Source organism: Micromonospora sp. WMMD1155, assembly GCF_029581275.1.
Classification (GTDB): domain Bacteria; phylum Actinomycetota; class Actinomycetes; order Mycobacteriales; family Micromonosporaceae; genus Micromonospora.
Window position 1 is genome coordinate 4,690,216 of sequence record NZ_CP120742.1, and the last position, 20,526, is coordinate 4,710,741.

Below are 20,526 nucleotides of genomic sequence, written 5' to 3' on the forward strand. Positions count from 1 at the left end.
GCACGGATCAACGAGGGCGAGAGGCGGCGGCCAGCCGCGGCACCACGGCGGGACGGAGATCCAGTTGAGCCCACGCGTCGGCGTCGGTGTGCAGTTCCAGCCGGCGTAGCGACCCGTCCCGGTCGATCCAGTAGCGCAACCGCCCGTCGGGCGGGCCCACCTCGATGACGTCCACGGTCCGGCGGTCGGCGACGTCCTCCCGTACCCGCACCGCCGTACCGCGTGCTCCGACCGAGCCGGCGGCCACCGCCGCGTCGACGAGCACGCTCAGGGCGTCCCCACCGGGTCGGGTGACCCGCCACGGCCCGGCCGGGGGCGGCAGCGGCGGCCGTTCGGGAGCCTCCGCGGTGCCGCCACCGGCGGCGCCCGCGGGCAGGTCCACCCGGGCCAGACCGGTGGTGTCGCGCCGCAGCAGGGTCCGGCGCTCCGGCACACCCAGGTCGGCGACCACGAGGTACGCGGTACGCCTGGTCCAGCTCACCCAGCCGGCGCCGCGCAGGTTCGTGTCCGTGCCCACGGGTGCGGTCAGCGTCACCGTGGCACCGCCCTGCGCCGTCAACCGGGCGGGCAGGCGCTCCAGTCGACGGCGTTCGGCGTCGGTCAGCGCGCGCGGCAGCCCGGGTCGGCCGCCGAGTGCGTCCACCGGGTGCAGGGTCGGCCGGTCCGCCCGGTTGAGGACCACCGTGACCGGGCCGACGCCCGGCAGCCTGGTCACCAGTTTGTGCAGGCGGGCATCCTGGTCGAGCCAGTACCGGGTCTGCCCGTCCGCGTCGGCGCCCGTGTCAGCGTTGGCCGAACCGGCGGTGCTGCCCGGTGCCGGATCGGGGGCTGGTGTCCCGGGCAGCGACGCCTGGAGGACGTCCACGGGGCCGGCGGCCACCGTCTCCCGGGCGACCCAGCGCGCCCCGCCGCCCGGCACCGCCTGGGTCGCGTCCGGGCGATCGGCGGCGAGGCGCAGGAGCAGGTCGAGAACCGGTGCCAGGTTCGTGCCAGGTGCCAGGCGGTGCAACCGCCAACGGTCCGCCGGAGGCACCAGGGGCGGCGCGGCGGGAGTGGGTACGGCCGCCGGGTCGGGCCGGACCACCAGGACCGGGCCCACCCTCTGCACCAGCCCACGCTCGGCACCCGCGCCCGGCCCACCCACGTCGAGGTAGAGCAGTGACCGCGACCAGTCCACCCAACCCACCAACTCGACCCGGGCGGCGTCGACGCCGGCGGTGACACGGACCCCGGCGCGTAGGTCCCGCAGGTTCGTGACCCGCACGGCGGCCAGCCGCTCGCCCTCGGCGACGGTGAGCGGCCGGGCCGGCTCGGGCGGGTCGGGCGGGTCGGGCGGGTCGGGCGCCCAGCTCAACAGCCCGAGCACCAGCGCCGCCGCCGACGTCACCGCGGTCAGCGCGAGAAGCAGCAGCAGGGTACGCCGACGGCGACCGGCCGAGGCCCTGCCGGACGCGACCGCCGGGTCGACGCCGGAAGCGGTGGTGTCGTCACCGGGGGCGGCCCCGGTCGGCCCGGTGCCTCGCCCGGTGGCGGTCCGGCGCGCGGCGGCTCGGCCCCGGTCGGCCGATCGGGCGGGAGCGGCTCGGCCCCGGTCGGCCTGTCGGGCGGGAGCGGCCCGGCCCCGGTCGGCCTGTCGGGCGGGAGCGGCTCGGCTGGTGGTCGGCCTGACCTCGGCGTCAAAGGGCGGCCGCGCGAGGTCGGCACTGCGGGAGGTGGCGGACCGGCGCGTGCGTTTGGCGTCGGTGTTGCGCGTGGTGGCTCGGCGTGCGTCCCCGGCGTCGGTGTTGCGCGTGGTGGCTCGTCGCGCGTCCCCGGGGTCGGTGTCGCGCGTGGTGGTGGCTTGGCGTGCGTTCCCGGCGTCGGTGTCGCGCGTGGCGGCTCGGCGTGCGTCCCCGGCGTCGGCGTCGTGGTCGGTGTTCCGACGGGGCGTGGTGTCGGGAGTCGGGGTCGCAGAGGTGTCCACGGAGATGAAACGGGCGGGGAGGCACCGGGGTGACGAGCAGGGGCGCTCGCGGCGGCCGGTCTGCGCCTCGAGCGCGACCACACGGGTGCGCACGCCGGACGAGCCGGGTGCTGCGACCGCAGTGCCGGGGGCGGCCGGCCGTGATGACGGCCTGGCCACCGGCCCGGTCGGCCGCCGCGAGCGGCCTACACGAAGAGGGTAGTCCCGGTGACATGGGCCACACAATGGGAATATTGAAGCTGATCACGTACCTGGCGTGACGGCCGTTCCTGTCGGACCTCCGGCGTACCGTTGACGGTATGGCGCTCGACATTCCCCGGCTCGACAGCCGCTTCCAGGTCGTCAGTGAGTTCCAGCCGGCCGGCGACCAACCGGCCGCCATCGACGAGCTTGCGCGCCGGGTCCGGCGCGGCGACCGTAACACGGTGCTGCTCGGCGCGACCGGCACCGGCAAGAGCGCCACCACGGCGTGGCTGGTCGAGCGGTTGCAGCGTCCGACCCTGGTGCTCGCCCCCAACAAGACGCTCGCCGCGCAGCTGGCCAAGGAGTTCAGCGAGCTACTGCCGCACAACGCGGTCGAATACTTCGTCTCGTACTACGACTACTACCAGCCCGAGGCTTACATCCCGCAGACCGACACCTACATCGAGAAGGACTCCTCGATCAACGAGGAGGTCGAGCGGCTGCGGCACTCGGCCACCATGTCGCTGCTCACCCGCCGCGACGTGATCGTGGTGGCGACCGTCTCGGCGATCTACGGCCTGGGCACCCCGGAGGAATACCTCGACCGGGCGGTGAAGGTGCAGGTCGGCCAGGAGCTCGACCGTGACCAGTTGCTGCGCCGGCTGGTCGACATCCAGTACACCCGCAACGACATGGCCTTCCAGCGCGGCACCTTCCGGGTCCGCGGCGACACGCTGGAGATCATCCCGGCGTACGAGGAGCTGGCCGTCCGCGTCGAGCTGTTCGGCGACGAGGTGGAGAAGCTCTACTACCTCAACCCGTTGACAGGTGACGTCGTCCGCGAGGTCGACCAGCTGGTGATCTTCCCGGCGACGCACTACGCGGCCGGTCCGGAGCGGATGGAGCGGGCGATCCGTGACATCGAGGCGGAGCTGGCCGAACGCCTCGCCGAGTTGGAGCGGCAGGGCAAGCTGCTGGAGGCGCAGCGGTTGCGGATGCGCACCACCTACGACATCGAGATGATGCGGCAGGTGGGCTTCTGCTCCGGCATCGAGAACTACTCGATGCACATGGACGGGCGGTTGCCCGGCAGCCCGCCGCACTGCCTGCTCGACTACTTCCCCGACGACTTCCTCACCGTGGTCGACGAGTCGCACGTGACGATCCCGCAGATCGGCGGCATGTACGAGGGCGACGCGTCCCGCAAGCGGATGCTCATCGACCACGGCTTCCGGCTGCCCAGCGCGGCCGACAACCGGCCGTTGCGCTTCGACGAGTTCCTGGAGCGCGTCGGCCAGATGGTCTTCCTGTCCGCGACTCCCGGCACCTGGGAGATGGAGCAGGCCCAGGGCGAGTTCGTCGAGCAGGTCATCCGGCCCACCGGTCTGGTCGACCCGGAGGTCGTGATCAAGCCGACCAAGGGCCAGATCGACGACCTGATGCACGAGATCAAGCTCCGGACCGACCGCGACGAGCGGGTGCTGGTCACCACGCTGACCAAGAAGATGGCCGAGGATCTGTCCGACTACCTCCTGGAGAACGGCATCCGGGTGCGTTACCTGCACTCCGAGGTCGACACGTTGCGCCGGGTGGAGCTGCTTCGCGAGCTGCGCAAGGGCGACTACGACGTGCTGGTCGGCATCAACCTGCTCCGCGAGGGTCTGGACCTGCCCGAGGTGTCGCTGGTGGCGATCCTCGACGCCGACAAGGAGGGCTTCCTGCGCAGCGGGCGGTCGCTGATCCAGACCATCGGGCGGGCGGCCCGTAACGTCTCCGGCCAGGTGCACATGTACGCCGACAAGATCACCCCGTCGATGGCGGCAGCGATCGACGAGACCGACCGGCGGCGGGCCAAGCAGATCGCGCACAACGAGGCCAACGGCATCAGCCCGGAGCCGCTGCGGAAGAAGATCCACGACATCCTGGACGACATCTACCGCGAGGCGGAGGACACCGAGAACTCCCGGGTCGGGGGAGCGGTGCGTCAGCTCTCCCGGGGCAAGGCGCCGGTCAAGGAGACCCGCAGCCGGAGTCGGTCCGCCGCTGCCACCACCTCGCGCGAGGGGATGGCCCGCGCCGACCTCGCCCAGCTGATCCAGGATCTCAACGACCAGATGCTGGCCGCCGCCCGCGAGCTGCAGTTCGAGCTGGCGGCTCGGATTCGCGACGAGGTCTCCGACCTGAAGAAGGAGCTACGTGGCATGGACGCCGCCGGCGTGAAGTGACGGCCGGCCGTTCGGCGACAACCAGCGCCCGCTCGGGCGTCGGCGGTCGAGGCATGCGACGGGTGGGCTGAACGGCATCGGCCTGCGAGGCCGCCGTCGTCGGGTGGCCCGATTCCTGGGTGCGTGCGGGCGCTTAGCTGGGCGTGATCGACCGGCGCAGCACGGAGCGCCCTGACGGCCGGGCGCCTGGCTGGCGGACGGGCGTCGGCTGGTGGGCGGGCGTGGGCTGACTGTCGGAAGCCGGCGGACAGGCGTTGGGTGGTAGGCGTTGGCTGGCAGTCGGTGGCGGGTTCGGAGTTGTGTCGGTGGTGGGAGCCTTTGGAGCTGAATCGTTTGTGGCATCACGGCCACGCATCGGCCCCGCCAGGCGGCCGCCCTTACGGTCGTTCCTCGACCGGCCTCCGGCCCTCTCTTCGGCTCGCCCTCCGGCCGTTCCGCGACGAACCTCGCTTGACGGCCATATCGTCTGCGACATCAGCTCCTCGACCGAGCCTCTTTGACGGTGGGTGAATCGTCTGCGACATCAGCTCCATAGGGGCCGTGAGTGGTATCGCCCACCGGCGCCGGCCTCACCATTCTGACCCCACCGACGACGCCTTCACGCCAGCGGTCAGGCCGCCCCACACCAGGTGTTCGTCGCCAAGATCCGCGCAGTATCGGGGATGTTGCTGTGTCCCGCGTGTCGGAGGCAGCAACATCCCCGATGTTGTGAGGATCTTGGCGCGGGGCGCGGGGCGCGGGGCGCGGGGCGCGGGGCGCGGGGCGCGGGGCGCGGGGCGCGGGGCGCGGGGCGCGGGGCGCGGGGCGCGGGGCGCGGGGCGCGGGGCGCGGGGCGCGGGGCGCGGGGCGCGGGGCGCGGGGCGCGGGGCGCGGGGCGGCGATTTCGGCGGATTCTCTGGTCTGAGTCGGCGGCGGCACCGGATGCCCTGATTGCGGTCTGCGAGCAACCTATTGCACTGGGTGATCGTCCTGCGTACTCTCCCTCGGTGGGGAGGCCGGGATGCCGCTACCGACAAGTCCTGTCATTCGACGTGCACGTCTGGGCGCAGAGCTGCGCCAGCTACGCCGGCGCGAGGCGCTGACCCTGGAGCAGGTCTGCGACCGGCTGGGGTGGGCCTCGACGTCGAAGTTGTCCCGCATCGAGTTGGGTCAGAGTCGTCCTGACCTCGCCGACGTGCTCGATCTGCTGGACATCTACAAGGTTCCCTCGCCTGCCCGTGAGGCGCTGATCGTGATCGCCCGGGACGCGGCCACCAGTCGCGGCTGGTGGAAGACGCTGGGCGAGATGAGTGAACGGCAGCGCACCTACGCCGAGTTGGAGGCGGGTGCGGCCGACATCGTCGAGTATCAGCCGTCGGTCGTGCCGGGGCTGCTCCAGACGCCCGCGTACGCCCGGGTGCTGGTCACGGCCAGCGCGCAGCTCACGCCCGAGGTGGACGTGGAGGCCGAGGTGCGCGCCCGGGCGCTGCGGCAGGAGGTGTTGCGGCGGGCCTACCCGCCGCGCTACACGGCGGTGCTCGCCGAGGCGGTCTGCGACCCGGGCGACCTGCCCGAGGCGGTCTGGCGTGAACAGTTGCGGCACCTGGTGGCCGTGACCGGGCTGTCGCACGTGACGGTGCGGCTGCTGCCCCGTGGCGTGGCCGGTGGCGGGTTGCACCCGCTCACGCCGTACTCCTGCTATGCCTTTCCGGACCCGGCGGACCCGCGGACGGTGATGCTCGAGGCGTTGACCACCGACGTGCGGTTGGCCACCGTGCTCGACGTCGACCGTTACCAGCGGATGACCGAGGCGCTGCTGGCGGCTGCGTTGTCACCGGAGGAGACGGTCACCGTGCTGGCCCGCCGCGTCGGCGAGTAGCACGTCGTGCCGCGCGGCCACCGGGCCCGGCGCCCCCGAGCCCGTCGGGACCGGCGGCCGGCGCGTGCGCGGGCACGATAACCGAGGGGTACGACAGCGAGCCCGGGGTACGACAGCGACGCTCAGGCCGGTACGTCGAGGAAGTGCTCGACCACGGGCGGCCCGGCGAAGTGCGGCCCGATCAACGCACGCCACCGCTCGAAGCGTGCGGTGGCGCGGAAGTTGTCCTCGTGGGCCTCGACCGAGTCCCATTCGACGAGCAGCACGAAGCGGGTCGGGGACTCGATGCCCCGCGTCATCCGCACGGACCGGCAGCCGGTCGCACCGGCGAGCACCGGGTGACCCTCGGCGTAGGCGGCGGCGAACGCGTCCTCGTGGCCGGGTAGTACGTCGATCAGCGCGACTTCGAGCACCATGTCGGAAAGCCTCCCACGGCGGGCGGGGGCGCTGGCGTCCCGGGGTCTGTTCCAGCCTGGAGGCTGCCCCCAGGGCGGCCTCGTGATCATCGGGTTCGTCCGGCGGATGGTGGTCGGCGCCGAGTCGACGGGCACCCTCGCCGACCCGATCGTCGTACTCGACAGGGCCTAGCCTCCTAGGAAACCTGGCGGGTGTGACGCGTGTCCGGGACCACCGACCGCCCGGGGTGTGATCACGCGCGGTGGTGGGCAACAATGGTCACCGAGGAGGGGAGTATTCCCCCGCAACGGAGTCGTCAGCACGGTCGGTCGTCGGAACCACGGCGTCCCGACCCGGCCCCGTTGGTCGCCTCCCGGTGACGGGTGGCGGCGGAAGAGACCTCCGACAGTCACCAGAGTGAGCGACAGCGGCACACCGGCCCCTCCGGAGGCGTACGGTGTGCCCGACGCCGCGTGTCTGCCGGAGGAATGAACGTTGGACGTGTCCGGATTGGTGTGGGCGGGGACGCTTGTCGCACTGACTGCGGTCCTGCTCGTCGACCTGTTGATCATTGGTCGGCGCCCGCACGAGCCGAGTGTGCGGGAGTCGAGCCTCTGGGTCGCCTTCTACGTCGGTCTCGCCCTGCTCTTCGGCGCCGGTGTGTGGTTGACCTCCGGTGCCAGTTCGGCCGGGCAGTTCTACACGGGTTGGCTCACCGAGTACAGCCTCTCGGTGGACAACCTCTTCGTCTTCGTGATCATCATGGCTCGCTTCGGTGTGCCCCGGCAGTACCAGCAGAAGGTGCTGCTCGTCGGCATCGTGCTGGCGCTGGTGATGCGGGGCGGGTTCATCGCCGCCGGTGCCGCGTTGATCTCGCAGTTCTCCTGGGTGTTCTACATCTTCGGCGCGTTCCTGATCTACACGGCGGTGAACCTGGCCCGGCAGGGCGAGCCGGACGAGGACGAGTTCTCCGAGAACGTGCTGATCCGGTGGAGCCGCAAGGCGCTGCCGATCTCCAAGGACTACGACGGCGCGAAGCTCACCACCCACGTGGCCGGCAAGCGGTTGTTCACCCCGATGCTGATCGTGATGATCGCGATCGGCACCACCGACCTGATCTTCGCCCTGGACTCGATCCCGGCGATCTTCGGCATCACCCAGGAGCCGTACCTGGTCTTCACCGCGAACGTTTTCGCGTTGATGGGTCTTCGGCAGCTGTACTTCCTGCTCGGTGGCCTGCTCGACCGGTTGATCTACCTGAGCTACGGCCTGGCCGTGGTGCTCGGCTTCATCGGCGTCAAGCTGGTGCTGGAGGCGTTGGCCGACAACAACCTGCCGTTCATCAACGGCGGTGAGCACGTCGGTTGGGCGCCGCACATCCCGATCTGGCTGTCGCTGCTGGTCATCCTCGGCACGCTGGGCGTCGCCACCGCCGCCAGCCTGATCAAGTCCTCCCGGGACCGACGCCGCGAGTTGGTCGACGCTCGCCGCTGACCCGTCGCGCCGACGTGGTCGAGGCGACGGCCGGAGCGGTGGAAAGCCGGCCGGGTGCGGGAACGCGCCCGGCCGGTCAGACCCGGTGTGCTCCCACCAGGGTGGCCGTCCGGTCGGCTGGCAGCGGCTCCTCGACGACCCGCCGGCGGCGGTAGCAGGCGTGCAGCATCCGCCGCTCGCTCCCGTCTCCGGGTGGGGCGGTGACGATGCCGATGTGATGGATCTTGCGGCCGGGGCGGGCGAAGAAGTAGAGGTCGCCGGGGCGTTCCGCGCCCAACGTCAGCGGGGTGGTGGCGGCGGCCTGGTCGTCGGCGTCGCGGGGTAGCAGCACCCCGAGCCGCCGCCAGGCCAGGTGCACCAGGCCGGAGCAGTCGATGCCGTGTGCGGAGAGGCCACCCCAGATGTAGATCACGTCCAGCAGTCGCTGCGCCACCGCGAGCGCCTGCTCGGCGCTCGGCGCGGCGGCGGGCGTCGCGACGAGGTGGTCGTCGGGCAGCCAGAGCGGCCCGGCCCGGCCGGGCACGTGTACCGGCCGCCAGTCGTCGCGTACCGGGCCGGCGGGGACGAGGCGGGTGCCGACGACGACGCCGGGCAGCACCACCGGACCGCCGGGGGCGGCGTGCAGCCCGGTGACGGTGGTGTCCACGACCAGCGGCGGTTCGGTGCCGGTGGCGGCCGGGTCGACGGCCGTCAGTTGCTCGGTGGGCAGCCATCCCGGGTAGCCGCGCGGGTCGAGCTTGGCGGCGGGCTGCTCGACGGCGACGACCCGGGCCCAGCCGTCCGGGCGCAGCTCGCTGACGAGGACCCGCTCGCCGAGCAGGAGTTGGCTCAGCACGCAGTCGCCGACCTGCTGGTCGGTGTTCATCCCGGAGACCCAGGCCAGGATGTCGGCGCGGGCGGTCAGTGCCGGGCGGTCGACCGGACGGACCGCCTCGGGGGAGGTCCACAGGGTTGCCACCGCGACCCGGACGACGGCCTCACGGCCCGGTTGCAGCTCCACGTCAACCCCCAGATCGTGTCGGCTGTCCAGGGGGAACCCTATGAAGAAAACCAACGATCATCAACCGTTCGCCTGCACCTTTGCTTCAGCCAGGCCGGAGATGCCCAGGCCAGGGGCGCTCGGCAGCACCACTGTCGCCCCCTCGTACCGGATGCCGCCCTGCACCGGCGACCAGGCCAGCCACCAGGCGGCGTCCAGGTCGGGGACCGCCGTGGTGCCGTACGCGGCGACCAGGCTCGCCGCCGCCCCGATGCCGACCTGACTCTCCATCATCGAGCCGACCACCGTGCCGAGGCCGTGGGCGGTGGCCAGGTCGAGGAGGGTACGCGCCGGGTGCAGCCCGCCGCACTTGGCCAGCTTGACGTTGACCAGGTCGGCGGCCCGGCGGCGGATCACCTCCACCAGGTCACGGACCCCGAAGACCGCCTCGTCGGCCAGGATGGGCACGGAGACCCGGTCGCTGACCCAGGCCAGCCCGTCCAGGTCCCAGCGGGCCACCGGCTGCTCGACCAACTCCACGTCGAGCCCGGAGTCCTCGATGCCCCGGATCACCCGGACCGCCTCCCGGGGCGTCCACCCCTGGTTGGCGTCCAGCCGGATCCGGACCTCCGGCCCGACGGCCGCGCGGACGGCCCGCACCCGGTCCAGGTCGCCGCTCGCGTCGGTACCGACCTTCAACTTGAGCACGCCGAAGCCGTCGGCCCGCCGCTGCCGGGCCGCCGCCGCCAGGTCCACCGCGTCGCCGGCCGCCAGCGTGACGTCCGTCGGCACCCGCAGGGTGGTGCCGCCGAGCAACCGCGCCAGGGGTACGCCCAGCCGGCGGGCGGCGAGGTCGTGCAGCGCGACGTCCACCGCCGCCTTCGCCGCCTCGTTGCCGGCCACGGCGCGCTGCACCTCGGCGCAACGGGTCACCAGGTCGTCCGGGTCACGCCCGATCAACTGCGGGCCGAGCAGTTCGCGGACGCAGGCCCCCGCGCCGGCGACCGACGCCCCGGTGACCTGCCACACCTGGGGCGCCTCGCCGAAGCCGGACCGGCCGTCGGAGTCGACCAGTTCGACGACCAGGGTGTCCACTGTGGTGGCCCGACGCAGCGCGGTGACGAACGGGGTGTGTAAGGGGGCGGAAACCCGGTGGGTGCGTACCTCCGAGATCGTCATGTCGGGCACCCTATACGCAGGCGCACGGCGGGAGGGGAGACCGGATGACCGGGCAGGGCTGGGAGTTGGTGGGCGCACCGAACGCGCGTGAGCTGGGCGGGCTGGTCGGCGCGGGCGGGCGGCGGGTCCGGGTGGGGCAGCTGATCCGTACTCCCGCGTTGGGGCGGCTCACCGACGAGGACCTGCCGGTGCTGGCGAAGCTGGGGCCGGCGTGCGTGGTCGACCTCCGGGACGGCTCGGAGATCGCGGTGGCCCCGGCCGACCGGCTCGCCGGTGAGACACGGGTGGTGTGCCTGCCGGTGCACGACCCGGAGCACCCCGTCTTCACGTACGTCTCGGCGGTGCTGCTCGGCCACGACCTGAACGCGTACGCGGAACTGGCCCGGCAGGGCACGGCGGGGGCGATGGCGGCGATCTACCGGTGGTTCGTCACCGGTGAGTCGGCCCGGGTCGGCTTCGCCGAGGCGGTCCGGCTGGCCGGTCGGGCGGAGAACCTGCCGATGGTCTACCACTGCTCCGCCGGCAAGGACCGCACCGGCTGGCTCACCGTCATCCTGTTGACGGCGCTCGGGGTGGACGAGGCGGCGATCCGCGCCGACTACCTGCGCAACAACGAGCTGACCGACAGTCTGCGCGCGGTGATCGTCGAGGCGATGCGACGGCGGCAGCCCGGACTGGACGTCGACGCGGTGCTGCCGGTGCTGGAGGTCCGCGCCGAGTACCTCGACGCCGGTTACGACGAGGTGCGCCGGGTGCACGGCTCGTTCGACGCGTACCTGCGCGACGGGTTGGGGTTGACCGACGGGGACATCGGGGCGCTGCGGGCGCAGCTGTTGGAGTGATCGGCTCGGGATGCTCCTATAGAAGTCAAGGGGTGTTGAGGGCGGTGAAGTCGGCGAGGAGGGCGGTGTGGACCTCGCGGACGATGTAGCGCTTGAGGCAGCGCATGATCTCTTTTTTGTTGAGTCCTTGTTTGGTGCGTTTGTCGACGTAGGCGCGGGTGCGGGGGTCGTAGCGCATGCGGACCAGGGCGATGGTGTGCAGGGCTGAGTTGGCGGCTCTATCGCCGCCGCGGTTGAGGCGGTGCCGATCGGTGCGTCCGCTGCTGGCGGGGATGGGTGCGGCTCCGCAGAGGTGGGCCAGGGCGGCGTCGGAACGCAGCCGGTCGGGGTTGTCGCCGGCGGTGGTCAGGAGCTGTCCGGCGACGTCGGGGCCGACGCCATAGACGGCGCTCAGGTGTGGGGCGGTGCGGGCGACGACGGGTCGTAGCCGGCGATCGGCCTGGTTGATCTCGGTGGTCAGGGTCTGGATCCGGGTGGCGATCACGGCCAGGGCCGCCTTGGTGGCTTCCACAGGGTCGGTGAGCCGGGTCTCGTTGACGGGCAGTGCGGCGCATCGGTTGACGAGTGTCGTTGCCGGACCGTTGAGTTCTTGGCGCAGCGTGTCGGGCGCGGAGGCGATCAGCCCGTGCAGCTGGTTGAGGGCAGCGGTGCGGGCCTTGACCGCTCCGCGTCGGGCGACCCGCAGGGCGCGGATGGCTTCGACGGGGCCGGTGCGGGTCTTGGGTGTGCCGTTGGCCTGCCCGGACAGGGCCGCGCGGGCAGCGGCGAGCGCGTCCAAGGGGTCGGACTTACCTTTGGCGCGGCGGGCCCGCCGATCGGGGCGGTCGACCTCGACCAGGGCGATGCCACGAGCGGTGAGGAAGCGGGCAAGTCCGGCGCCGTAGGTGCCGGTGCCTTCCACGCCTACCTTCACCACCGCACCGAACCCCCGCAGCCAGGCCAGCAGGAGCTGGTAGCCGGCGGTGGTAGCCGGGAACTCCTGATCACCCAGAATCCGGCCGGCCTGATCAACCGCCGCCGCGTGATGAGTCTTGCCGTGGGTATCGACTCCGCCTGTGACCTGACGCTTCCTGGCTGCCATGCTGAAACCGTCGTCCCTCTCGCTTGCACCGAACAGGGTCGGCACGCACCGCCGGGACGGGCGGACAGGACAGTGATGGGACCTCTTGCACAGGCTCCTATCAGGTCACGAACGCCCCGCAGGTGAGTGCAGGAACGGGTCACCCGGACAGGCCGACGAATCCGCTAGAAGACGCCAACGTCAGTCAGAGGCTGAGTCAGACCAGCCGGGTGATCCGCTCCTACATCCTCACTGTCAGAGGTCGTGGCGGGCGGCCCAGACCCGGGCGGAGACGTCCGCGATCAGCAGGCAGGCGTCGTCGTCGACCCCGTCGTCCGGGTCGGTGGTGGTGCAGACGGCGATCAGGTACGGCGGGGCGTCGTCGGGCAGCACCACGCCGACGCCGTGCCGGACCCCGCGTACCCACCCGTTCTTGTGCGCGATGCGGGTGCCCTCGGGCAGACCGGCGGCCAGGTCCTCGCGGTGTTCCTGAGCGAACAGGACGTCCAGCATGGCGGCGCACGCGGCGGGCGTGGCGAGCGGGCCGGGGGAGTTCGCGCCGGAGGCGAGCGCGCCGAGCAGGGCGGCCAGGTCGGCGGCGGTGACGGTGTTGGTGATGCCGGCCTCGCGGGCGGCGAAGTCCTCGATGCCCCGGCCGGTGACGCTGTTGCGGGCACCGGTCGACGCCCACACCTGCGCCACCGCGGGCAGCCCGACGTGTCCGATCACCAGGTTGGTGGCCAGGTTGCTGGACCGCACGATCATCCGGTCGGCCAGCCACCGCAGCGGTGCCGTGCCGCCCACCCGGTCCCAGACCGCGTCGTCGTTGTCGTAGGGCTGCGCGCAGGTGAACCGGGGCGCGCCGGGCTGGGCGGAGTCGAACTCGTTGACCACCGGGACCGGGGCGTCCAGGTCCAGTTCGCCGGCGTCGGCGGCGCGGTGCAGCGCGGCGAGCACCGCCACCTTCATGGTGCTGGCGGCGTAGTGGGCGGCGTCCGGGTGCCGGGTCCAGGTCGGCGGCGCGTCGAGTCGGCCCACGTACGCCGAGACGGTGCCGGGCACCCGGTCCAGACGGGCATCGAGATCATCCCAGGTCATGCCGGTGACCGTAGCGGATCAAGGGCGGGCGGGCCCGCGTACCCGGGTGGGGAGACGGACGGGCGCGCCGGCCGGAAGCGGCCGACGCGCCCGGTGCCGGGTGCTGGTGGGTCAGTTGGCGTGCTTGCGGCGGGCGGCGGCGCGGCCCCGCTGCTGCTGGTCGAGCACCACCTTGCGGATGCGTACCGCGGTCGGGGTGACCTCGACGCACTCGTCCTCGCGGCAGAACTCCAGCGCCTGCTCCAGCGACAGCTTGCGCGGCGGGATCAGCTTCTCGGTCTCGTCGGAGGTCGACGCCCGCATGTTGGTGAGCTTCTTCTCCTTGGTGATGTTGACGTCCATGTCGTCGGAGCGGGAGTTCTCCCCGACGATCATGCCCTCGTACACCTCGGTGGTCGGCTCGACGAAGAGCTGGCCGCGCTCCTGCAGGTTGATCATCGCGAACGCGGTGACCGCGCCGGACCGGTCGGCGACGAGCGAGCCGTTGTTGCGGGTGCGCAGCTCGCCGAACCACGGCTCGTACGACTCGAAGACGTGGTGCAGGATGCCGGTGCCCCGGGTGTCGGTGAGGAACTCGGTGCGGAAGCCGATCAGGCCGCGCGCCGGGACCAGCCACTCCATCCGGATCCAGCCGGTGCCGTGGTTGACCAGCTGCTCCATCCGGCCCTTGCGGGTGGCGAGGAGCTGGGTGATCGCGCCCAGGTATTCCTCCGGGGCGTCGATGGTCAGCCGCTCGACCGGCTCGCAGGTCTTGCCGTCGATCTCCTTGGTGACGACCTGCGGCTTGCCGACGGTCAGCTCGTAGCTCTCCCGGCGCATCTGCTCGACCAGGATGGCCAGCGCCAGCTCGCCGCGGCCCTGCACCTCCCAGGCGTCCGGGCGCTCGGTGGGCAGCACCCGCAGCGACACGTTGCCGATCAGCTCCTTGTCGAGCCGGTCCTTCACCATCCGGGCGGTGACCTTGGAGCCCTTGACCTTGCCGACCAGCGGCGAGGTGTTGGTGCCGATGGTCATCGAGATGGCCGGCTCGTCGACGGTGATCAGCGGCAGCGCCACCGGGTTCTCCACGTCGGCCAGCGTCTCACCGATCATGATCTCCGGGATGCCGGCGACCGCGATGATGTCGCCCGGGCCGGCGGTCTCGGCCGGCTTGCGCTCCAGGCCTTCGGTCATCAGCATCTCGGAGATGCGGACCCGCTGGGTGCTGCCGTCGGTGCGGCACCAGGCGACCGTCTGGCCCTTGCTGATGGTGCCCTGGCGGACCCGGCACAGCGCCAGTCGGCCGAGGAACGGCGAGGCGTCGAGGTTGGTGACGTGCGCCTGCAGGGGGGCGCCGTCCTCGTACGCGGGGGCCGGGATGGTGTCCAGCAGGGTGCGGAACAGCGGCTCCAGGGAGGTGCTGTCGTCGGGCACCGAGCCGTCGGCGGGCTGGGTCAGCGAGGCGATGCCGTCGCGGGCGCAGGCGTAGACGATCGGGAAGTCGATCTGCTCCTCGTCGGCGTCCAGGTCGAGGAAGAGCTCGTAGGTGTCGTCCACGACCTCCTTGATCCGGGCGTCCGGCCGGTCCACTTTGTTGATCACCAGGATGATCGGCATCCGGGCCCGCAGCGCCTTGCGGAGCACGAAGCGGGTCTGCGGCAGCGGGCCCTCGCTCGCGTCGACGAGCAGGACGACGCCGTCGACCATGGTGAGGCCGCGCTCCACCTCGCCGCCGAAGTCGGCGTGGCCGGGGGTGTCGATGATGTTGATGGTGACCGGGTCGGAGCCGTCCGCCGGCAGGTACCGCACGCCGGTGTTCTTGGCGAGGATCGTGATGCCCTTCTCCCGCTCCAGGTCACCGGAGTCCATCACCCGCTCGGTCGTCTCGCCGCGTGCGCCGTACGCGCCGGCCTGCCGCAACATGGCGTCGACCAGGGTGGTCTTGCCGTGGTCGACGTGAGCGATGATGGCGACGTTGCGGAGGTCGGTGCGAAGCTGCATACCCTCTATCCTTCCGCCTGCGCTCGCGCAGGCCGCGTCGGGGTCACCCCCAGGTGCCCCTGATCTATGGTGAAACTGCTGTGCCGGTGGTTCTCCCGGCTGGCATGCTGGCTCCCGTGTCCCGGGGGCCTGAGTGCACGACCTGCTGACCTGGGTGCAGAGTCTGCCCACCCTGTGGATCTACCTGGTCGCCGCGCTGATCGTGGCGGGCGAGACCGCGGTGATCTTCGGCCTGCTCGTGCCGGGTGAGGCTACCCTGCTGCTCGTCGGCTTCCTCACCTATAACGGTACCTTGCGCCTCGGGCCGGCGTTGCTCGCGATGATCGCCGCGGCGGTCGTCGGGGATGGGCTGGCCTTCCGCGCCGGACGGCGGTACGGCCCCCGGCTGCGCGCCGGGCTGGGTCACCGGGTCGGGCCTGAGCGGTGGGCCCGGGCCGACGCCATGCTCGCCCGGCTCGGGGGGCGGGGGGTGCTCGCGGCCCGGTGGGTGGCCTTCGCCCGCACGTTGGTGCCCCGGTTGGCCGGCGCGGCCGGCATGCCGTACCGGCGGTTCGTGCTGTGGAACCTGGCCGGGGTGGTGACCTGGGTGGGCGGCTCGGTCCTGCTCGGCCACCTCGCCGGTGAGTCGTACGACACGGTTTCTCGGTTGCTCGGCCGGGCCACCGGCGCGGCGCTGGTGCTGCTGGCCGGGCTGTTGGCCGTGGTGCTCGCCGGCAGATGGTTGGGTCGCAACCCCGACCCGGCACGCGCGTTGCTGTCCCGGGCGGGCGCGTTACCCCCGGTGCGCTGGCTCACGGCGCGGTACGGGGTGCTGTTCTTCCTGGTGGCCATGCGGATCGGCCCGGCGTGGACGCTGCTGCTCAACCTGGCCGCCGGGCTTCTGCTGCTCTTCTGCGCCGGGCTCGCCATCGCCGGTCTGCTGGCCCTGGCGGTACGCAACAGTGGCCTGGCCGCGCTGGACGGCGCCATCGCGGGCTGGTTCGCCGCGCGGCGTACCCCCGATGCCGCCGACGCCACGACGGTCCTGGTGTCGGTGGTACGAGGGTCGGTGCTGATCCTGCTGGTGGCGCTGGTGGCGGCGGTGCTGGCGTGGCGCAGCCGGCCCTGGCGCACGGACCTGCTCAGCGTGGTCGGCACGGTGGGCGCGTTCGTGCCGTTGGTGGTGCTGGCCGTGGTGGCCGAGTTGACCGGGCCGCAGGGCGGCGGGTCCGCCCCGCTGCCGACCCAGAACGCCGTGGTCGCGGCGAGCTTCTGCACCCTGGCCTGGCTGGTGTCCCGGGGCGCCCGCTGGCCGGTGGCGGTGGCCGCCTGGACGGCCGCCGCGGCGGGGGTGCTCGGGATCGGAGGCGCGCGGCTCTACCTGGGCCTGGACACGGCGAGCGGGACCGCCGCGGCCGTGCTGCTCGGGGTGCTGTGGACGGTGGTGTTCATGGTGGCGTGGGCCACCCGGGACCGTGCGGTGCGGGAGTTGGAGCAGCCGGCGGACCAGGCCCGGCCGCCGTCGCAGGGACACCGCAGCCCGGTCGAACCTTGCTAGGGTGCGGCGACGGTCACACGGGGAGGCAGCGGCATGATTCGACGGACCGGTCGGTGGGGCGCCGTGGTGCTCGCCGGGTTCCTGGTGGCGGCCATGCTGGTCGGCTGCGCCGACAAGGGGGAGCGCCCGCAGGACCAGGCGGCTCCGGTGGCGCTCACCGACGCGCCGAACGACGCCCCCGCCGACGAGGCCACCGGGGAGCCGAGCCCGTCGGCGAGCGCGGTGGAGTCGATGGGCTCGGCTCCGAGTCGCAGCGCGACCCCGACGCCGACGAAGAAGGCGACCAAGAAGCCGACCCGCACCGCGACGAAGCCCCTCGCGGTGGCGAAGCCGCCCACCGAGACGCAGGTCCCGCCGGCACCACCGAAGCCCGCGCCGAGTTCCTGCAAGCCGAGCTACAAGGGCAGCCAGGCGACCCGGGCCGAGGTGAAGGCGGCGCTGACCGACGCGGCCGGCCGCACCTACTGGCCGTCCTCCGCACCGGACATCAAGATCCCGCTCAACCTGCTCAAGGCCACCGCCTGGCAGGAGAGCGGCTGGCAGTCCAACATCTACGCCTGCGACGGCGGCGTCGGGCTGATGCAGGTGATGCCGGCCACCGCGACCTGGATGAACCAGCGGTTCGACAAGAGCTACGAGATCGACGCCTACCGGGACAACGCCTACCTGGGCGCCACCTACCTGGCCTGGGCCACGAAGTACATCGGCGACATGTACTTCGAGTCCGACTTCCGCCTCGACCCGGCCCTGTGCACCACCGAGCTGAACTCCTGCCTGCTCAACGCGGTGATCGCCGCGTACAACTACGGGCACGGGGCGGTGGCGCAGGAGGGGAGGCCGCTGGCCATCCCCAACCCGTCGTACGTGCGCAACGTGCGCGCGCTGATGACCGAGTGCGTCTGCCTGGACTACTGACCCGACGGGGCCGTGACGGTGTCGCCACGGCCCCGTCGCGGCTGTCGGTCAGTCGCGGGCGGCGACCGGCTCCGGCGACGCCGGGACGTCCGCGGAAGGCTCCCGGGTGATCCGGCCGGGCCACCAGAAGCGTTCGCCGAGCAGGAACGCCAGCGCCGGCACCACGACCGTGCGGACCAGCAGGGTGTCCAGCAGGACACCGATGCAGACGATGATGCCGATCTGGGTCAGCGTGATCAGCGGCAGCACGCCGAGCACGGCGAACACCGCGGCGAGTAGCACCCCGGCGCTGGTGATCACGCCGCCGGTGACCCGCAGGGCGGAGAGCATGCCCTCCCGGGTGCCCACGCTGCGGGCGTCCTCCCGGGCCCGGGTGACCAGGAAGATGTTGTAGTCCACGCCGAGCGCCACCAGGAACACGAAGGCGAGCAGCAGGACGCCGCTGTCGAGCGCCGGGAAGTCCAGCACGTGGTCGAAGAGCAGCCACGCCGCGCCGAGGCTGGCGAAGAACGACGCGATCACGGTGAGCACCAGCAGCAGCGGCGCGAGCAGCCCGCGGAGCAGGAGCACCAGCACCGCGCCGACCAGCAGCAGGATGATCGGCAGGATCAGTCGCAGGTCGCGGTCGTTGGCCTCGTCCGAGTCGTACGTGGCGGCCACGGAGCCACCGACGATCGCCCCGGACGGCGCGTCGGCGCCGGCGACGGCCGGGGGAGCGGAGTCGGGAACGGCGGCGACCGCCGCCCGCAACGCCTCGATCGCGCGGTCCGAGGCGGTGGTGCCCGGCTCGGCCTCCAGGACCACGTCGACCTGGGCCACCGCCGCACCGGCGTCGCCGGGGCGCGCCGAGGCGACGCCGGGCACGGCGGCGGCGGCGTCGGTGACCGCCCCCACCGCGCCCGGGGTGGTGAGCACGGCCACCGGTTGGGTGCTGCCGGCGGGGAACGCCCGGGCCAGCGTCTGCGCCCCGGTCACCGCCTCGGGCTCGGCCCGGAACTGCTCGGTCTCGGACAGGCCGGTGCGGATCCCGAGCCCACCCAGGGCCAGACCACCCAGCAGGACGGTGGCCAGCACCGCGACCACCACCGGACGGCGTTCCACGGCCGCGCCGAGCCGACCCCAGAGCCGTCCCTCCCGGGCCGGGCCCCCGACGCGCGGGACGAACGGCCAGAACAGGCCCCTGCCGAACAGCACCAGGACGGCGGGGAGCACGAACAGGGCCGAGAGCATGGCGAAGACCACACCGGTGGCGCAGGCCACCGCCAGTGCCCGGTTGGTCTCCTGCTCGCTGAGCAGCAGGGTGAGGACGCCGAGGACCACGGTGCCACCGCTGGCCAGGATCGGCTCGGCGGTGCGGCGCAGCGCGGCGCGCATCGCCGCGAAGCGGTCCTCCGTACGCCGCAGCTCCTCCCGGTACCGGGCGATGAGCAGCAGGGCGTAGTCGGTGGCGGCGCCGAAGACCAGCACGCTGGCGATGCCGGTGACCTGGCCCTGCTGGAGGTTGATGCCGACGGCCGGGACGATGGTGTCCACCGCGCGCAGGGTGAGCTGCTCGGTCGCCGCGACCACGACCAGCGGCACGATCCACAGGAACGGGCTGCGGTAGGTGATCAGCAGGAGCACCGCCACGACGGCGGCGGTCACCGCGAGCAGGGTGATGTCGGCGCCGTCGAACACCGAGGAGAGGTCGGCCGTGAAGGCGGGTGCGCCGGTCACGTCGGCACTCAGCCCGTCGGGCAGGTCCGACAGCGCGTCGCGCAGGTCGGTCACCGTCGCGGTGACGGCCTCCTGCCCGCCGGCGGTGTCGACCGGTACGACGACCAGGGCGACGGTGCCGTCCGGGGAGACCTGGGCGGGGCTGACCCGGCCGCCCGCCGCGAAGCGGCGCAGCTCGCCGGCGCGGGTGTCGACGCTCGCCCGGTCGGCCTCGCTCAGCGCGCCACCGTCGCCGCGGCTGACCACCACGATGGCCGGCTGCACGTCGCTCGCGGGCAGCTGGTCCTGGAGGCGCTGCACCTGGGTCGACTGCCACTGCGCGGACAGGCCGGTGGCCGAGACCGGTGCCGGGTTGTCCGGCTGGGGTGTCCCGAAGACGATCGCGGCGACGACGATCGCCGCGGCCACGGTGAGCCAGGCGGCCAACCGGCCTCGGGCGACTCTGGTGAACACAGACATCAGGATTGACCTCGGGGTCCTTCGGGAGTCGAGTATCTCGATGATCGAGATTATCGACGGCTGTTCTATGCTGCAACCCGAGAGACGGACGACGGGGGAAAGCGGCGCGAGGTGGCGACTCACGGCATGTACCGGCGGCGCGACACGCGCCGCGAGCAGCTGGTCGCGGAGATCACCAACAACCTCCGGCGGTACGCGTCGGACGCCCAGCAGGTCGGCCACGCCTTCGCCAACCTGCACGGGCTCAACCCGACCGACCTCCAGGCGTTGATCGCCGTGATGGACGCCGAACTGCTCGGTGAGCCGATCACCCCCGGCCGCCTCGGTGAGCAGCTCAACCTCTCCTCCGGCTCGGTCACCGCCCTGATCGACCGGCTCGAGCGGGCCGGTCACATCCGCCGGGACCGGGACACCGTCGACCGGCGCAAGGTGCTGCTGCACTACGCCGACCAGGGAGCCGCCCTCGCCATGGAGTTCTTCCAGCCCCTCGGCGCGCGTACCGACACGGTGATGGACCGCTTCGGCGACGACGAGCTGGAGATCGTGCACCGGTTCCTGGCCGACATGGGCGAGTCGCTGCGGGACCATCGGGACGCGGTACGCGCCGCCCGCCCCGAGCCGCCCCGCCGCCCGACGGGCTGA

At 72.4% G+C, this 20,526-nt stretch carries 15 protein-coding genes; 7 read left to right on the forward strand and 8 right to left on the reverse strand.

The window, feature by feature from the left end; all coding sequences use genetic code 11:
* Positions 1 to 7 precede the first annotated feature (7 nt).
* Positions 8 to 1,963 carry a hypothetical protein gene (locus tag O7617_RS21670; protein WP_282257747.1) on the reverse strand — a complete coding sequence of 652 codons (1,956 nt, stop codon included), beginning with the start codon at positions 1,961 to 1,963 and terminating at the stop codon, positions 8 to 10.
* A gap of 299 nt (positions 1,964 to 2,262) precedes the next feature.
* On the opposite strand from O7617_RS21670, the gene uvrB reads away from it, so the two are divergent.
* Complete coding sequence (gene uvrB / locus O7617_RS21675; protein ID WP_282257748.1) at positions 2,263 to 4,371, forward strand: excinuclease ABC subunit UvrB; 2,109 nt, start codon at positions 2,263 to 2,265, stop codon at positions 4,369 to 4,371.
* 1,000 nt (positions 4,372 to 5,371) lie between these two features.
* Positions 5,372 to 6,229, forward strand: a complete 858-nt coding sequence (locus tag O7617_RS21680; RefSeq protein ID WP_282257749.1) for a helix-turn-helix transcriptional regulator — start codon at positions 5,372 to 5,374, stop codon at positions 6,227 to 6,229.
* Positions 6,230 to 6,351: 122 nt separating this feature from the next.
* Here the strand turns inward: O7617_RS21680 and O7617_RS21685 are convergent, their stop codons facing one another.
* Positions 6,352 to 6,645, reverse strand: a complete 294-nt coding sequence (locus O7617_RS21685) for an antibiotic biosynthesis monooxygenase family protein (protein WP_282257751.1) — start codon at positions 6,643 to 6,645, stop codon at positions 6,352 to 6,354.
* A gap of 475 nt (positions 6,646 to 7,120) precedes the next feature.
* Between O7617_RS21685 and O7617_RS21690 the strand changes: the two genes are divergently transcribed.
* A complete protein-coding gene (locus O7617_RS21690) occupies positions 7,121 to 8,119 on the forward strand; it encodes a TerC family protein (RefSeq protein ID WP_282257753.1) in 999 nt (332 codons plus the stop codon).
* 76 nt (positions 8,120 to 8,195) lie between these two features.
* Here O7617_RS21690 and O7617_RS21695 read toward each other — a convergent pair whose 3' ends face one another.
* Together O7617_RS21695 and O7617_RS21700 are read right to left on the reverse strand one after the other, a co-directional pair.
* Positions 8,196 to 9,119, reverse strand: coding sequence for an NlpC/P60 family protein (locus O7617_RS21695; RefSeq protein WP_282257755.1), 924 nt, complete (start codon positions 9,117 to 9,119; stop codon positions 8,196 to 8,198).
* 60 nt (positions 9,120 to 9,179) lie between these two features.
* Positions 9,180 to 10,277 (reverse strand): dipeptide epimerase, encoded by a 1,098-nt coding sequence (locus O7617_RS21700; RefSeq protein WP_282257757.1) that lies wholly within the window; start codon positions 10,275 to 10,277, stop codon positions 9,180 to 9,182.
* A 44-nt stretch (positions 10,278 to 10,321) separates the two neighbouring features.
* Here O7617_RS21700 and O7617_RS21705 point away from each other — a divergent pair, with 44 nt between their 5' ends.
* Positions 10,322 to 11,119 (forward strand): tyrosine-protein phosphatase, encoded by a 798-nt coding sequence (locus O7617_RS21705; RefSeq protein ID WP_282257759.1) that lies wholly within the window; start codon positions 10,322 to 10,324, stop codon positions 11,117 to 11,119.
* A 25-nt stretch (positions 11,120 to 11,144) separates the two neighbouring features.
* Here the strand turns inward: O7617_RS21705 and O7617_RS21710 are convergent, their stop codons facing one another.
* From O7617_RS21710 to typA, 3 genes are all read right to left on the reverse strand, one after another.
* A complete protein-coding gene (locus O7617_RS21710) occupies positions 11,145 to 12,200 on the reverse strand; it encodes an IS110 family transposase (RefSeq protein WP_282257763.1) in 1,056 nt (351 codons plus the stop codon).
* A gap of 234 nt (positions 12,201 to 12,434) precedes the next feature.
* Entirely contained in the window at positions 12,435 to 13,277 is an 843-nt protein-coding gene (locus O7617_RS21715; protein WP_282257765.1) for a serine hydrolase, read from the reverse strand.
* A 111-nt stretch (positions 13,278 to 13,388) separates the two neighbouring features.
* Positions 13,389 to 15,257, reverse strand: a complete 1,869-nt coding sequence (gene typA, locus O7617_RS21720) for a translational GTPase TypA (RefSeq protein ID WP_282257767.1) — start codon at positions 15,255 to 15,257, stop codon at positions 13,389 to 13,391.
* 133 nt (positions 15,258 to 15,390) lie between these two features.
* Between typA and O7617_RS21725 the strand changes: the two genes are divergently transcribed.
* Positions 15,391 to 16,794, forward strand: coding sequence for a DedA family protein (locus O7617_RS21725; RefSeq protein WP_282257769.1), 1,404 nt, complete (start codon positions 15,391 to 15,393; stop codon positions 16,792 to 16,794).
* Between the two features lie 33 nt (positions 16,795 to 16,827).
* The gene (locus tag O7617_RS21730; protein WP_282257771.1) at positions 16,828 to 17,709 is read left to right on the forward strand and encodes a lytic transglycosylase domain-containing protein; all 882 of its coding nucleotides are present in this window, start codon (positions 16,828 to 16,830) and stop codon (positions 17,707 to 17,709) included.
* A 48-nt stretch (positions 17,710 to 17,757) separates the two neighbouring features.
* On the opposite strand, the gene O7617_RS21735 is transcribed toward O7617_RS21730, so the two are convergent.
* Entirely contained in the window at positions 17,758 to 19,884 is a 2,127-nt protein-coding gene (locus O7617_RS21735; RefSeq protein WP_282257773.1) for an efflux RND transporter permease subunit, read from the reverse strand.
* A 126-nt stretch (positions 19,885 to 20,010) separates the two neighbouring features.
* On the opposite strand from O7617_RS21735, the gene O7617_RS21740 reads away from it, so the two are divergent.
* A complete protein-coding gene (locus O7617_RS21740) occupies positions 20,011 to 20,526 on the forward strand; it encodes a MarR family transcriptional regulator (RefSeq protein WP_282264826.1) in 516 nt (171 codons plus the stop codon).